The sequence below is a fragment of the Streptomyces sp. NPDC026377 genome, from assembly GCF_055567715.1.
Window position 1 is genome coordinate 441,548 of sequence record NZ_JBVHPV010000003.1, and the last position, 13,437, is coordinate 454,984.

15 protein-coding genes are annotated in these 13,437 nt (G+C 70.5%); 9 read left to right on the top strand and 6 right to left on the bottom strand.

The features are described from left to right. Positions 1–1,554 carry an FAD-dependent oxidoreductase gene (locus tag ACZ4MU_RS09705; protein ID WP_467873236.1) on the bottom strand — a complete coding sequence of 518 codons (1,554 nt, stop codon included), beginning with the start codon at positions 1,552–1,554 and terminating at the stop codon, positions 1–3. A 246-nt stretch (positions 1,555–1,800) separates the two neighbouring features. Here ACZ4MU_RS09705 and ACZ4MU_RS09710 point away from each other — a divergent pair, with 246 nt between their 5' ends. Continuing rightward, complete coding sequence (locus ACZ4MU_RS09710) at positions 1,801–2,157, top strand: PRC-barrel domain-containing protein (protein WP_365114490.1); 357 nt, start codon at positions 1,801–1,803, stop codon at positions 2,155–2,157. 34 nt (positions 2,158–2,191) lie between these two features. After that, positions 2,192–2,359 (top strand): hypothetical protein, encoded by a 168-nt coding sequence (locus ACZ4MU_RS09715; protein ID WP_398028461.1) that lies wholly within the window; start codon positions 2,192–2,194, stop codon positions 2,357–2,359. A 71-nt stretch (positions 2,360–2,430) separates the two neighbouring features. Here ACZ4MU_RS09715 and ACZ4MU_RS09720 read toward each other — a convergent pair whose 3' ends face one another. The 3 genes from ACZ4MU_RS09720 to ACZ4MU_RS09730 all read right to left on the bottom strand — a co-directional run bounded on the left by ACZ4MU_RS09720 (position 2,431) and on the right by ACZ4MU_RS09730 (position 5,759). After that, positions 2,431–3,669: a PP2C family protein-serine/threonine phosphatase gene (locus tag ACZ4MU_RS09720; RefSeq protein ID WP_467873601.1), complete on the bottom strand. Its 1,239-nt coding sequence runs from the start codon at positions 3,667–3,669 to the stop codon at positions 2,431–2,433. Between the two features lie 242 nt (positions 3,670–3,911). Next, positions 3,912–4,835, bottom strand: a complete 924-nt coding sequence (locus ACZ4MU_RS09725) for an expansin EXLX1 family cellulose-binding protein (RefSeq protein WP_467873240.1) — start codon at positions 4,833–4,835, stop codon at positions 3,912–3,914. Between the two features lie 285 nt (positions 4,836–5,120). Then, positions 5,121–5,759, bottom strand: a complete 639-nt coding sequence (locus ACZ4MU_RS09730) for a DUF5994 family protein (protein ID WP_467873243.1) — start codon at positions 5,757–5,759, stop codon at positions 5,121–5,123. 476 nt (positions 5,760–6,235) lie between these two features. On the opposite strand from ACZ4MU_RS09730, the gene ACZ4MU_RS09735 reads away from it, so the two are divergent. From ACZ4MU_RS09735 to ACZ4MU_RS09745, 3 genes are all read left to right on the top strand, one after another. Further along, the gene (locus tag ACZ4MU_RS09735; protein WP_467873246.1) at positions 6,236–7,249 is read left to right on the top strand and encodes an acyl-CoA desaturase; all 1,014 of its coding nucleotides are present in this window, start codon (positions 6,236–6,238) and stop codon (positions 7,247–7,249) included. Between the two features lie 114 nt (positions 7,250–7,363). After that, positions 7,364–7,822 (top strand): DUF5994 family protein, encoded by a 459-nt coding sequence (locus ACZ4MU_RS09740; RefSeq protein WP_467873248.1) that lies wholly within the window; start codon positions 7,364–7,366, stop codon positions 7,820–7,822. 398 nt (positions 7,823–8,220) lie between these two features. Beyond that, positions 8,221–8,709, top strand: a complete 489-nt coding sequence (locus tag ACZ4MU_RS09745; RefSeq protein WP_467873251.1) for a DUF5994 family protein — start codon at positions 8,221–8,223, stop codon at positions 8,707–8,709. Between the two features lie 226 nt (positions 8,710–8,935). Here the strand turns inward: ACZ4MU_RS09745 and ACZ4MU_RS09750 are convergent, their stop codons facing one another. Continuing rightward, entirely contained in the window at positions 8,936–9,355 is a 420-nt protein-coding gene (locus ACZ4MU_RS09750; RefSeq protein ID WP_467873253.1) for a hypothetical protein, read from the bottom strand. Between the two features lie 602 nt (positions 9,356–9,957). Between ACZ4MU_RS09750 and ACZ4MU_RS09755 the strand changes: the two genes are divergently transcribed. From ACZ4MU_RS09755 to ACZ4MU_RS09765, 3 genes are all read left to right on the top strand, one after another. Next, positions 9,958–10,227 (top strand): hypothetical protein, encoded by a 270-nt coding sequence (locus ACZ4MU_RS09755; protein ID WP_467873256.1) that lies wholly within the window; start codon positions 9,958–9,960, stop codon positions 10,225–10,227. Between the two features lie 80 nt (positions 10,228–10,307). After that, complete coding sequence (locus tag ACZ4MU_RS09760; RefSeq protein ID WP_467873259.1) at positions 10,308–10,667, top strand: ANTAR domain-containing protein; 360 nt, start codon at positions 10,308–10,310, stop codon at positions 10,665–10,667. A 104-nt stretch (positions 10,668–10,771) separates the two neighbouring features. Next, entirely contained in the window at positions 10,772–11,059 is a 288-nt protein-coding gene (locus ACZ4MU_RS09765) for an ANTAR domain-containing protein (protein WP_467873262.1), read from the top strand. Between the two features lie 70 nt (positions 11,060–11,129). Here the strand turns inward: ACZ4MU_RS09765 and ACZ4MU_RS09770 are convergent, their stop codons facing one another. Then, on the bottom strand, positions 11,130–12,470 hold the full coding sequence (locus ACZ4MU_RS09770; RefSeq protein ID WP_467873265.1) for a diacylglycerol/lipid kinase family protein: 1,341 nt from the start codon (positions 12,468–12,470) through the stop codon (positions 11,130–11,132). A gap of 123 nt (positions 12,471–12,593) precedes the next feature. Here ACZ4MU_RS09770 and ACZ4MU_RS09775 point away from each other — a divergent pair, with 123 nt between their 5' ends. Continuing rightward, positions 12,594–13,427 carry a DUF1206 domain-containing protein gene (locus tag ACZ4MU_RS09775; protein ID WP_467873267.1) on the top strand — a complete coding sequence of 278 codons (834 nt, stop codon included), beginning with the start codon at positions 12,594–12,596 and terminating at the stop codon, positions 13,425–13,427. The last annotated feature ends 10 nt before the right edge of the window (positions 13,428–13,437 follow it).

Below are 13,437 nucleotides of genomic sequence, written 5' to 3' on the forward strand. Positions count from 1 at the left end.
TCAGTCGTGGACGAGATCGGCCTCGGCGGACGGCGAAGCACCGGCACCGCCGGGGCCGGTCCGGTTGGTGCGGTCGGTGCGGTCGGCGGAGCCGGTGAAGTCGGTGTAGTCGGTGCCGGGCGGGTCCTGTTGATCGTCGAAGCCGCCCGGCACGACCGTGCGTCCGAGCCGCTGACGGATCTTGTACCGCGCGATGCCGAACCAGAACCGCGGATCGGTGGCCATCTCCCTGAGTGATCTGTCGAGGTTGAAGACCTCGGCGAACGTCCGCTCGACGTAGGCGTCCTCGCGGCTGGTGGCGTTGATGGCGTCGAACACCGGCCAGCTCAGGCGTGCGGCCAGCTTGCGGCGCCACGGCGCGACGACCTCGCTGCCGGTGGCGAAGTCATAGGCCTGGTCACGGGCCATGGCGAGCATCCACGGCACGTCGAGTGACTTCTTCTGCCGGGCGAGGAAGTCACGGAAGAAAGCGAGGTCGAGGGCGGTGCGGCCGTGCAGCAGCTCGGCGAGGACGAGCGCGGAGCGGGCCGCCGAGCTCATCCCCTGGGCGTAGAACGGATTGAACGCGCAGATCGAGTCACCGATGCACACCAGCCCGAGCGGGGGCCGTTCCAGCAGGTCGTAGCGGCGCCACTTGTTGCCGGTCGAACGGGTCAGGTGCACCTCGGAGGTGGGAATGCAGGCACGCGTCGCCTGCCCGAAGGCGGCGGCCCGCACGCGGTCCACGGCCTTCTCGAAGGTGTCGGCCTCGCGCGGCATCCGGATGCCCCACGCCCCCATGCACACGATGGCGCGGTCGCCCTCGATCGGAAAGAAGTTGCTGAGGAATTCATGCTCTTCGGGATGGTCACCGGTGTCCCGCGTCGGAGTGACGACCAGGTGTTTCCACCACCATGACTGCGGACGCCGCCCGGCGGGCGGCAGGTCGTACCACCGCGAGGTGTAGGTGACCTTGGCGTCGAGGGTCTTCTCCGGCGGGGCCGGCCAGCCCGCTTCGACCAGCCAGTCGGCGACGGAGGACCCGCGCCCCAGCGCGTCGACGACCACATCGGCGGCCAGCCGCCCCGGGGCGTCGCCCACGCGGTACTCGACCCCCACCACCCGGCCTCGCTCGCTGCCGCCACCGCTGGTGCGTAGCCCGGTGACGGTCACGCCTTCGCGGACCTCAACGGCCGGCAGCTCGCGGACCTTGTCGCGCAGGACCCGCTCGATGAGTACGCGCGAGCTGTAGACCATCGTCATCGATCCGGACCTGCGGGGGGCCCATCCGCCGCTCTCACAGTAGGCCGCGTCCATCGACGGCATCAGGTGCATCCCGCCGGCGGCGAGCAACGCCTCCTCGAAACCGGGGAAGATCTCACCGATCGTGCGGCGCCCGGAGTTCAGAAGGAAGTGCGGATGCTTGCTCTGCGGCACGCCCCGCCGGTGCTTCGCGTCCGGCGGGAGCCGGTCCCGCTCCAGAACGATCACCTCGTCGAAATGCCGAGCCAGCACTCCGGCGGCGCACAGCCCCGCCACGCTGCCGCCGAGTACGACGGCTGTCTCTCCCCGCATGTTTCCTCCATTCATACATTTTCTGAGTGAACGTATGATCGGTGGGGAGCGGAGATTAGCAGGTACGGCTCGAACGAACCACCGTTTCCACGCGACGTAATGGCCGGCCCCTCAGCAAGGCGCGGGTGAATTCACCCGCGATGAGGCAGCTTTACCGGGTGTGACATGCCGTAAGCAGGTAAGGAGGGGGAGCGAGAGGAAGACTGGAGTGCGGTCTTCGGCTGACCAGCGACAGAGGAGGTCCCCGTGTTCGAGGTGGAGGACATCAGGGAGTGGCGGGGCCATGATGTGGTCGACCACGAGAGGCACAAGATCGGCGTTCTGGAGGCGGTCTACGTCGACACCGCCACGGACGAGCCGGCGTTCGCGACGGTCACGGTCGGTCTGCCCACCCGGCACCGGCTGGTGTTCGTCCCCCTGACCGGCGCGACCGTCGGTCCGGGGTACCTGAAGGTTGTCTACGGCAAGAAGCAGGTCAAGGACGCGCCGTCGATCGACACGGACGGCGAACTGCTCGCGGAGGCCGAGAAGGCCGTCTTCGCGCACTACGAGCTGGCCTACCGAACGGGTGCGGGCGGCGAACGCCGTCTCGCCCGCCGCTGATCCCTACCAACTTCCCCACCACGAGGTGACAAGCATGGCTCTCTTTCTCCTGCTGGTCATTGTGGCCATCGTGCTCGGCATTGTCGGTGTGGTGGCGAAGGGCCTGTTCTATCTCCTGGTCATCGGCGTGCTGGTGCTGGTCGCCGACCTCGTGCTCCTCGGCCTGCGCCTGGGTCGCCGCCGCAGGCGCCTTCCCCGGTGACGCGGTCACCCGGAGCAGACACCCGCCGTGGCCGCCCGAGCTCCACTGAAGAGGGTCACTGTCTGCTCGCGTCAGCGCTGCGGAATGGCCGGTCCTGACCCTGAGGGCGCGGAGGCGTCGGCGAGGTCGGCGCCGTTGTCGGCGTCCCGCTGGGACTGGCCCACGCCGTGCCAGTCCAGACACATGACGGTCGCGTCGTCCTGGAGATGGCCCTCGGTGGCGTCGACGATCGCCGCGATAAGGGTGCGGGCGGCCTCGCGGGGATGCAGCTCGCGGGTGCGGATGATCAGATCCGACAGGTCGAGGCTGTTGGCGTTGCGGTCCAGCATGCCGTCCGTCACCATCACCAGCCGGTCGCCCGGCCGCAGGTCCAGCGACTGGACCTGATAGTCGTGAGGGGCGTGAAAACCGAACGGCATATCGATCTTCGGAGCGATCTCCCGTACCTTCCCGTCCCGCATCCGCAGCGGCCAGGGGTGGCCGGCGTTGATGAACTCGGTGCTGCCGTCAAGCAGGCTGATGCGCAGGAGCTGACCGGTGACGTACCCCTGGCGGCCGTGCTCGCGCATGGCCCGGTCGGCCTGGCGGGCCTGTTCGGCGAGGTCGGCACCCGCCCGCCGCGCCCGGCGCAGAGCGCCCACCAGCAAGGTGGCCAGCAACGAGGCGTCGACGTCGTGCCCCATGGCATCGGTGACAGAGAGCTGGACCGTGTCCCGGTCGATCACGTAGTCGAAGGTGTCGCCCCCGACGTGGTCGGCCGGTTCCAGTGCCCCCGCGACCGCGAACTGCGCGGCCTCGCAGGCCAGTGACGCGGGAAGCAGCCGGTGCTGGATCTCCGCGGCCAGGCTGAGCGGCTTGGTGCGGCGGCCCCACTGGTAGACGTCGGTGAAGGAGCGGTTCGCGATGACGATGTAGGCCAGGGCGTGCGCGGTCTCGCCGATCTCCCGCATCACCTCCGCGTCCGGCGCCGCGGGCAGGAACAGTTCGAGGAGCCCGATGGCATCCCCGCGGTTGGTCACCGGGGCGACGATCCGCACCAGCCCGCCGTCGCCCTTGTCCTCCACGTTCGGCCGCTGGGTGCGGATCACGTCGTCGTAGAGGGTGCCCCGCACCTTGATGCGCCGGGCGGGCTCATCGGTCTCGACACTGCCCGCCGCCCCGAGTCGTACCACCGAGCCGCCGGTGAAATCGATGATCAGGAACGACGCCGACACGGCCCCGAGGTGCTCCTTGAGCATGCGCGCGACCACGTCGAGCGATTCGACGGGCGCCGCGGTCTCCGCCGCCGCCAGCACCCCCGCCAAGGTCATCGCCCTGTCCCGGGCACCGCTGTTCTCCAGGGTACGAGGGGCAGCCGAACCGTTCCCGCCCGGCCCATGTACGGTCACGGTCCGACTCCTCGTTGCTCGCTGACTCTCAGGGTTCCGCCCCGATCGCGCGAGGGGCCGGCGTCAAACCCGGTGCCGGGCAGATGTCCCATATTGCATCACAGGGCCCATGACCAGGCGCAGCGGTCGGCAAACCGGCCCCCGAATGCTCCGAATGAACGGCATCAGTGCTGTGCGAACTGGACCTGTGTGGGCTGCACGGCTTCCGGCCGCAGACCGATCCCGTTGACGGTCAGGCGCTCTCCGTAGATGTCGGTGATCCTGATGGGGCCGCCGCACCCGCTGCCGTCGGGGGAGAGGAAGTAGTTGTAGCCGGTCCGGGCCAGCTGGCGCCAGCCGCTGCTGGTGCGGACTTCGAGCCGCGCGAGCGGATTGCGGTGGCCGACAGCCTGAATGCCGCACCAGTAGGGGTTGGAACCCTTCTTGTAGCGGATGGCTATCGTGTCCGGTATGCCGGGGCTCAACAGGTTCCAGGTGATCGCGATCCGGCCGGTCGAGACGGGCGCCAGTTTGGCGAAGGCCTGCTCACTGAGGTCGAGTTGACCCGGCGCGCAGGGCAGCGGGCACTCGTTGGTGATCCGTACCGTGACGGAGGCGCCGTTCTCCGCACGGACGAGTACGTACGCCCCGCAGGCTCTGGACGTCTCGTAATCGGTGGTGTTCATCGCCGCGATCAGCATGTCGTCGCTCGCGCCGTAGGAGCACGCGCCGTCCCCTACACCGGCCTTGTAGACAGTGGCGACTCCGCGGTAGGTGCTCTTGGGCCGAATCCGCCCGGCGAGGGGTGAGGTGGCAGGGCTGCGCGGGGAGGCCGGGCGCGACACCGACGTGGTCGGGGACGGGGTCCGGGACGTGGCGCCGTCCGGCGTCGGGGTCCTCGCACCGGCCGAGGAGGCCGCGGAGGGAGCCGCCGGGGGAGTGGAGGCGGGCCTGGAGCCCGGCGAGGTCGGCGGCAGGGTCCCCCGGGTGTCGGCGACGGCCGTGCCCCGCCCGGCAGTCTTCCGGTCATGGCGGTCCGGTTGCACGGCCATGACCAGGCAGACGAGCAGGCCTGCGACGGCCAGCCCGGTGGTGAGGGCCGTTGTCATCCTTCTTCTGCGCCTGCGCTGTCGGGCAGCCTGACGTGTCTCGTTCATATGCATCCGTTCGGAAGAGCGAGCCGGTGTTCCCCCCATCAGTGGCCGCAGGCGACGAGAAGGTTGCCGCCGATCGTTCTGCCGGGCCGCGACAGCACCTCACCATGGGAGACCGGGCCCGGAGGCGCGCCGGAGGAGGCACTGGTTGGCATGAACGGAAACAGGCGCCGCCCGCAGCGAGAAGGCGGCGCCCTGCGTCGAACGCGTCCGGGCGTTCAGGCGTTCAGCGAGGCTGTCTCACATGCCGATGATCAGGCGGCTGACGACCCGGGCCTTCGCCGGTACGGCCGAGGAGGTGGCACAGGTACCGCCCTCGTACTCCCACGTCTCGTTCGGGTCGGCCGGCCGGTGGGCCGTGGAGACAGCGTGTCCGGCCCGGTCCGCGGCGAGGAGCAGGCTCGCGGTCAGCGCGGGGCCGTCGTAGTCGGACGCGGCCGCCATCAGACGGGCCGCCGACTCCGCATCGGTCTCGGGCGGTATGACCAGCAGATCCCAGCGCCCGGTGCCGTAGGAGAGCAGCAGCAGTTTGTGCGGGTCCATCTCGGGTGTGAACCAACCGGTCTTCACCACGTGGCCGTTGACGGGCACCTTGTGCGGGATGACCGGCCAGTGCTCGGGGTTGACGGCGATACGGGTGATGCGGCCCCAGGTGATGTCCAACACGTCGGTCAGCGCGGGCAGTTCGCGCAACAGATCACGTGAGCGGGGCCACCAGGCACCGTCAAGGAGCCCACGGGAGGGACCGTCCGGCTTCAGGGCGAGACGGGCGGGAGGAGCTGCGACGGGTGCGGGCCGCGGCAGAGTGGCTTGGAAGGTCGCGGTCATGATGCGGACCCGTCTCCGGGCCGCCCTTGTGAACAGCGGCCCGGGTTTCATCGCTCACCGGGGACGACCCGGCGTGGAAGCCGATGTGCGAGATGCCCTCGGTCTGTCCAGTCTACTCCCCGCACCCCTCGCCGTGGGGGCCGTCGCACCACGGAAGCAACGCGGGGGCGGCCGTTCCGGGCGGCCACAGGAGTACGCTGACAACTCGAGGGTGCGCCGTACGCCGGTGTTGGGGCCGGTGGTCTCGTCCTCGCCGCGGCCCTTCGGGAACGGGCCCGCGACCGCAACTCGCGATGGGCTGCTCACGCGTCATCGGTACGCTCGGCTCCAGCAGGACGCCCGGTGATGGTCCGCGCCGGCGGGACCGCCCGGCGGTCCACCGCCCACGCTCCACGTCCTGTCCAGTTTCCTCCATCCGCTCTCCGTGCGACTCGCATCCGCTCCCGGCGATGCCGTCCGCACGCACGTCGAAGACTCGCAGCCCAAGACCCCGGCCGCACTGTCGTCACCGAGGTCAAGGATCGCGTATGTCTCTTCAGCTCTCCCCTCACGTCTCCCGCCCCGCTTCCGCCGTCCCGCCGGACGGCACCCGGCCACTCCCGGAGTACGACGGGAAGGCGGCCTTCCCGCACGAAGGAACGGCCGACGAGCGCACCGGCAGCGAGCGGTTGTCCCTGGCCATCACGGCGTTGATCGTCTTCCTCCCGTTCCTGGCACTCGGTCTGGCCGTCTGGTTGCTGTGGGGGCGCCTGATCCATCCCGCGGATGTCCTGCTCGCCGCGGTGCTCTATGTCGTCACGGGCCTCGGCGTCACGGTCGGCTTTCACCGTGGCCTGACCCACAACAGCTACCGGGCCGTCCGGCCGCTGCGCACCGCGCTCGCGGTGGCCGGGTCGATGAGCTTCCAGGGCGACGTGATCGGCTGGGTCGCCATCCACCGCCGCCACCACGCCTTCACCGACCGGCCGGGCGATCCGCACTCCCCGTACCGCTACGGCACGTCTGTGTCGGGACAGCTGCGCGGACTGGTGGATGCCCATGTCGGCTGGCTGTTCCGCAACGACCCCACGTCCGCCGCGCGTTACGCTCCCGATCTGCTGGCCGACCGGGACATCCGGGCCGTGTCCCGCGCCTTCCCGGCCCTGTGTGCACTCACCCTCGCACTGCCCTTCGGTGCGGGGTGGCTGATCGGGGGCAGCTGGATGTCCGCCCTGACTGCCCTTCTGTGGGCGGGACTTGTCCGCACCGCCCTGCTCCATCACGTCACCTGGAGCGTGAACTCCCTCTGTCATGTGATCGGGGAGCGCCCGTTCCGTACCCGCCGCCACGACCGCGCCACCAACCTCTGGCCCCTGGCGCTGCTCTCGTTCGGCGAGAGCTGGCACAACCTGCACCACGCCGATCCCACCTGCGCCCGGCACGGTGTCGACCGTGGACAGCTGGACCCGTCCGCCGCTGTGATCCGTCTCTTCGAACGTCTCGGCTGGGTCGGGGACGTGCGCTGGCCTCGTCCGGACCGTATCGCCGCCCGCCGCAGGTGAATCCGAGCGACCCGGTCCAGTTCAGGAGTTCCCATGACCCTTGCCCCGCCCCCGCCCGTGCCTCCGCCCCCGCCGCCTCCGCTCGCCTCGTCATCCGACGTCCGCCTGCGCCTGGTGTCCCAGCCGGAAAAGGACCACGTGCCCCGGCGTATCGACGGTGCCTGGTGGCCCCTCTCGTCCGATCTGGTGGCCGAGCTGCCAAGACTGCTGGGTGCACTGCCGTACGCATGGGGACAGGTCACCAGCGCGCTCGTGGACGCGGCCGTGTGGTCCCCGTTCCCGGGTCGGCTGCTCGTCGCCAACCACGTGGTACGCCTGCGCCGGACAACCACCCAGCGGTCCCCGTCCACCATCTGCCTGCTGGCGCCCGGCCGTGGGCGGTGGGACCTGCTGGTGGTGCCGCCCACGGCCACAGATGCGGAGGCCGGGCGAATCATGGAGATCGTGGCCACCACTTCGAAGGACAACGAGGACAGCAAGGACAACGAGGACAGCAACGACAGCGCGGATTCGGGAGGCGCAGCCAGTCCACCGGGGGCGGCCTTCGGACGACGCCCGGACCCCGCCCCCTGAGCAGGGAAACCAGGAAACGTCAGGAGACTCCTGGAAGCTTGGTCACCGGACTCGTCCAAGGCAGACGCCACGTGACCGGCCCCGGACCCGGCACGCCGCCCGCAGAGGGCCGTCGTGGGCGTCGGCGGAGTACGCTGGTGTTACTGAGGGTATTTTGCGCACCTGGCTCCTCGTCTTGTCGCCTTGGACGATCCGATCACGCCGAGCCGACTCCGATCGGTCCTGAGCAGCGTTCGCGTCATGGCTGTGCCTGGCTGTGACCGTTGCGGCCGTTTCCCCTCACGCCGGTCCCCGGAAGCACGTGCTCTTCCCTGTCACGCGCAGCCCTGATGGTCACCTCGGTCGCAGACCCGGCGAGGAAGGGCCGGCGCACCCGGACATGAGGGAAGGGAGTTGCCATGAACACCGTCAAGCTCCTGGCGGACACCATCGATGAGCCGGTGCTCCCCGGTACTGCGGTCCTGCGGATGGAGACGACGACCAAGCGCACGGGGACGTTCGACGGCGCGTGGTGGCCCCGGACACGCGACCTCGTCAGCCAGCTGACGGGCCTCCTCACCGCGCTGACGGCCCGCCTGGGCCCCATCGCTCGTGTGGGCCTCGACGCGAGCGACTGGGACGAGGCCCCGGGCCATCTGTTCGTCGATGGGCACATGGTCCGTATCGACTGGTCCGCCGTGAGCGACCACACCATGATCATCACCCGTGGCGACCAGGACCACTTCCTGTTCTTGGTGATTCCGCCGGGGACCGGTTCCGGTCCGGCGCACGCCGCGATGGTCATGGCCGTCCAGGATGGCAACGCCGTCTCGGCCGAGCGGATTCTGGCCGTCACCGGTATCGACCCGGCCGACCGGACCGGCGTACCGCGAAGCTCTCCCGACTAGGCGAAGCGGGCCGGCATCGCGCTCCGCCCCGGGGACGGTGGCCGCACCGGTTCCCGCGCGGCGGGCTCACCGTCGCGCGTGAGCCGGTCGACGGGCACGCGGAGGCGGTCCAGGAGCAGCGGGACACTGGCCGACGTGGTGGGCACCCGGGGTGGACGGCCGATGGCATGGGGCGGGCGTACTCCCTCACCTCGCCCCCGGGAGGAGGAGGCGGCCCCCGGGGGGCCTATATGTGCAGCAGCAGCTCCGTGGTCTCCCTGTACTGCCGCAGCGCCAGCCGTAGTTCCTCGGTCTGCACTTCGGTGCCCTTGTCCTGCCAGCTCGCGCGCAGGACGCGGTGCCGCTCCACGAGAGTCTCGGTCACGCGGGTGACGGCCTCGTCGAAGACGCTGTCGGCCTCCTCCACCGCCTGGCGCGGGCTCTCCACGAAGGAGCTGAGGGCTTGCTGGAGCGCCAGGGTGAGCTTGTCCCGCTCGCCTCGGGGGAGGAGCGCGGCGTCCGGGGTGCGGTCGGGATCGTTGCCGTTGGCGGCCGGCTCGTGCGGGGTGCGGGCCGGTCCCGTGCGGGGCCGCTGCGGGCCGCGTCGCGTCGCGGGGTCCGGGCGCTCGCTCTGAGGCTGTTGTGCGCGTTCCTGGTCGTACATCATCCTGTCTCACTTTCCTTTGCGTGGCGCCGGTTCAGCGTCCATGGCACGCCTGGCCGCGCTGGTCGGGGTGCTTCGGCGTGCCGGTCCGTGTCCGCCGCTCGTCCGGTCCCGGGTGACGGCCTGCCGCCCGCTGACCGAACGAAGTCAGCGCGAGGGGCAGCCTGTTGGTGTCGATGCGACACGGGTACCCATCGGGACGTCCGGTGGCAGCGCCCGAAGGCATCCCTGGCCCTGTCGCCGGAGTGCCTGAACCCCGGGATTACGGGATCACGAGAAGCCGATGTCCACGTAAGCAACGCCGGACCTCCAGATCGCGGAGAGATTCACTGCTGTCCGCGGGGTCCGGGCGAAGCGGGAAGGATCATGTTTCGCCCCGTGGGTCCGGAGTGGCATGGCCCTGCACCGTGCTGCCACTCAACGCCTGTCGGCGTCTGTTGTCAACGTCCTTCAGGGGCGGAGGGGTTCGGGTGTGGTCGGGGCCGCACGGGACCGGGTGGATCGGCGGTCCGTGGCGAGGTATACGCGGCCGGTGCATAGGGCTACGCTAGGGATGAGGCCCCGGTCCCTGGCAGCGATGTCCCATTCCGCTCCGGGAGGCCCGCGTGTTCGTGCTGGTGTTCATTCTCCTCGTCACCCTCTTCGGCCTCGGTTTCGTCAACGCCCTGTGGTGGTGGGCCGCGGCCGTGCTGGTCTTCGCCCTCGTCCACTACGGCCGAGGCGGCACCGGGGGCTGGCTGCGCGGGAACGACGCGGGGTACGGGGAGTACCGGGACTACCGGGACCGGCAGGACCGGTGGGACCGCCGCTACCGTCATCAGCGCCGGGGGCGATGGATGCGCCAGGACCGCCGGGATCACGAGCATCGCAGGTGACCCGCGCGGTTGCCTGTCCAGGCACCCCGGAGCGGCACAAGCCGGGCCCGGGCGGAAGATCTCGGCGAGAGAGGCTTGCCATGCAGCGGACGACCACGATCCAAGAGGAGCGGTGGAACTTGAGGGCCCAAGCCGCGTGGGGCGGCGCGTCCCCGGGACCGGACGTTGCCGCGTTGCGAGCCGAGCTCGACCAACTGCGCCGGATGATGGCCGGCCGCGCCGTCGTCGACCAGGCATGCGGCATGGTGATGGTGCTGACCCCGTGCCGGCGCGCGGCAGCACGGGGAATGCTGGTGGATGTCGCACGGCGATGCGATCTCAGGCTGCGCGAGGTGGCTACCGCCCTGGTCGCCACTACGGAGGGGGAGCCGCTTCCCGGGCAGATGCAGCGCGCCCTGCGTCGCGCACTGCGGCACCTCCATGCGGCGGACCGGCGTTGAGCGTCGCACAGAACACCCCGCGTTGTGAGGTAGACGCCATGCATCGAGCGACCACATCCTGCGAAGAGCCGAGACTCCTGGCGGCTGAGGATTCGGCAAGAAATGTGGATCTTGTGTCCGAAATCCTCGAACTACGTTCGGAAAACGTCGAGTTGAGCAGGGCACTGTCGAGCCGAGCGGTGATCGACCAGGCGCTTGGCATGGTGATGGCCCTGGGACCGTGCTCCAGCGCGCGGGCCTGGGGCCTGCTGGTGGAGGTGTCGCAGCACTGCAACGTCAAGCTCCGGGAGGTGGCCGCGGCCCTGGTCGCCACTACGGAGGACGAGCCGCTTCCCGGGCAGATGCAACGGGAGCTGCGCCGCGCGCTGAGGCGCCTCAAAGACCGCCGATGAGGGCGTGTGCGTGCTGGGGCCGGCACCAGGAGCGGTGTTTCCCGCTCGCCGGTGCCGCTGACAGCTCGGATCACCGCCCGGCAGGGAGGTAGACGGTAAGGGCCCGGGCCCTCTTGTCGAGGACGAGGGTGTCGGAGGCGGCGCTGACCTCTCCGTCGCGGGTGTAGTCGCCCGCCTTTCCCGCGCAGTCGATCCGCAGGCGGACGGCGGTGGTCTCCTGGTAGACGCGGGAGCGGGCCAGGGTGCCGGTGAGGAAGGCGACGACGAGACGGGTGCGGGCGAACGGCTGCTTGCCGTCGACGATGCGCACGTCGAGGAGACCGTCGTCGAGGCTCGGACGGGAGGAGGGGGCGAAACCGGGGGGATCGTAACGGCTGTTGCCGACGAAGAGCAGCCACAGCCGTCGGGGCTGCCCGTCGACGGCGACATCGATGGGGGTGCCGTCGGCGAGGACCCGGAGCAGACCGAGGGCGAGGGCGGGCCATTTGCCCAGCGACGTCTCGCGGGCTTCGCGGGCCCGGACGAGTTCGGGATAGACGCCGATACTGAAGGTGTTGAGGAAGTACGTACAGTCGCCGTCGCCGGTGATGCGGCCGAGGTCGACGGTTCCGCCCCGGCCCGCTTCCACGGCCTCCGCGGTGTCCTTCACGGTCGGCAGTCCGAGGTCGGCGGCGAAGTGGTTGAGGGTGCCGCCGGGGAACACCGCGAGCGGCACATGGCTCTCGACGGCCAGCGCGGCCGCCGCGTTGACGGTGCCGTCACCGCCCACGACTCCGAGCGCGCCGCCACGCGCCCATACGTATGCGGCGGCTTCCTGGAGCACGGTGTGCAGATCCTCGCCCGCCTCGCACAGCCGTAGGTCCGCCTTCGGCAGGAGGGCGCGCAGCTCGACTTCTGCGGCGGTTTCGCTGCCCGCGTCGGTGTTGACGACCACCACCAGCCCCTCGCCGGACGGAAGAGCGGGAACCGGGAGCCTGGGCCGGGCGCTGTCGGCGGGCTCGTCGTGGCGCCGCGGCCACCAGTGGCAGGTCGCAGCCGCCACCCCCGCCCCGAGCGCGATGTCGCCCAGGACGCGGGTGGGCGAGTGCGCGTCCGAGAGGGCGCGGGCGACGGCGACACCGGCCGCGGCGGGGACGAGGACGACCCCCAGCGCGGGAGCCTCCAGGGTGACGGCCGTCGCGAAGGCGGCAGCACCGGCCGTGCGGTGGGACGGCGACGTCCCGCTCGGTGGAGGCCGCAGCGGTCGGCGGCGATCGAGGGCCTTGGTGGCGACCTGGATGGCGGCAGAAGTGAGGACGAGCGAGCCGGTGCCGCGCAAGGCGGACCGGCGAGCGCTGCGGCTGCGGGCCCGGCCCTTCGCGGCCGCGAGGGACCTCGTGGGTGTACCGGGTCGCGGTTCATGGGTTCGCATGGCGGCCGAGTACCCCTGCCGGTGCTGAACAGGCCGGTGTCCGCCCGGCGCTTCAGGTCTTCGGGCGGGGGCACTCGGGGGGAAGGTCGCGCATCGCGCGCACCACGCTGTGGGGAGGGTCTTGTGACGTCGTCTCAAGCACGGGAGGGGGGCCGGAACGCGGGTTCCGCGGTCGGCTCCGCCGAGAAGGAGACGCTGACCGCCGCCGGTCGGGCGGGCTTCGTCGCGCGTAGTGTCGTATACGTCCTCATCGGCGCCCTGGCCATCCAGATGGCCTTGGGGAGCGGTGGCGAGTCGGCGGACCGTCAGGGTGCGCTGGACCGGGTCGCGGAGCAGCCCTTCGGAAAGGTGATGCTGTGGGCGCTGGTCGTGGGCTTCGGCTGCATGGCCCTGTGGCGAGGCTCCCGTGCCGTGCTCAGCAGGGGGCCCCGCCGGAAGGCCGCCTCGCGTCTCCTCGACGGCGGCCGGGCGGTCTTCTACGGTTCGGTCTGCTGGGGAACCGCTGTGTTCGCCGCCGGTGGTGGGCAGGGCTCCAGCGGTAACGCGAAGTCCAAGGACTGGACGGCGTCGGTGCTGGAACTCTCGTACGGCCAAGTGCTGGTGGGAGCGGGCGGCTGCGTCCTGATCGGGATCGGTGCGGTGCTCGCGGTACGGGCGGCCATGGGCAAGTTCCTGCGACAGCTGGATCTCGGCGCGACGAGTCACCGCACCCGGCAGGTGGTCACCGGCCTGGGAGTGGGAGGGGGCGTGGCACGCGGGCTGGTGTTCGCCGCGGCCGGCGTCTTCATCCTGATAGCCGCCATCCGCTTCGACGCGAACGAGGCCAAAGGGGTGGACGCCACGCTCCGAAGCTTCACTCACACCCCAGCGGGACCCTGGCTCCTGGTCGTCGTGGCGGTCGGCCTGATCCTCTTCGGCGCCTTCTCCTTCGCCTCGGCGCGCTGGCGCCGTCTGTGAACGGCCGGCG

What these genes read in the sequence shown, in the direction of transcription:
- ACZ4MU_RS09705 (WP_467873236.1), bottom strand. Translation starts at nt 1,554, where the DNA reads ATGCGGGGAGAGACAGCCGTCGTACTCGGCGGCAGCGTGGCGGGGCTG.
- ACZ4MU_RS09715 (WP_398028461.1), top strand. Translation starts at nt 2,192, where the DNA reads ATGGCTCTCTTTCTCCTGCTGGTCATTGTGGCCATCGTGCTCGGCATT.
- ACZ4MU_RS09720 (WP_467873601.1), bottom strand. Translation starts at nt 3,669, where the DNA reads ATGACCTTGGCGGGGGTGCTGGCGGCGGCGGAGACCGCGGCGCCCGTC.
- ACZ4MU_RS09725 (WP_467873240.1), bottom strand. Translation starts at nt 4,835, where the DNA reads ATGACAACGGCCCTCACCACCGGGCTGGCCGTCGCAGGCCTGCTCGTC.
- ACZ4MU_RS09730 (WP_467873243.1), bottom strand. Translation starts at nt 5,759, where the DNA reads ATGAAACCCGGGCCGCTGTTCACAAGGGCGGCCCGGAGACGGGTCCGC.
- ACZ4MU_RS09735 (WP_467873246.1), top strand. Translation starts at nt 6,236, where the DNA reads ATGTCTCTTCAGCTCTCCCCTCACGTCTCCCGCCCCGCTTCCGCCGTC.
- ACZ4MU_RS09745 (WP_467873251.1), top strand. Translation starts at nt 8,221, where the DNA reads ATGAACACCGTCAAGCTCCTGGCGGACACCATCGATGAGCCGGTGCTC.
- ACZ4MU_RS09750 (WP_467873253.1), bottom strand. Translation starts at nt 9,355, where the DNA reads ATGATGTACGACCAGGAACGCGCACAACAGCCTCAGAGCGAGCGCCCG.
- ACZ4MU_RS09760 (WP_467873259.1), top strand. Translation starts at nt 10,308, where the DNA reads ATGCAGCGGACGACCACGATCCAAGAGGAGCGGTGGAACTTGAGGGCC.
- ACZ4MU_RS09770 (WP_467873265.1), bottom strand. Translation starts at nt 12,470, where the DNA reads ATGCGAACCCATGAACCGCGACCCGGTACACCCACGAGGTCCCTCGCG.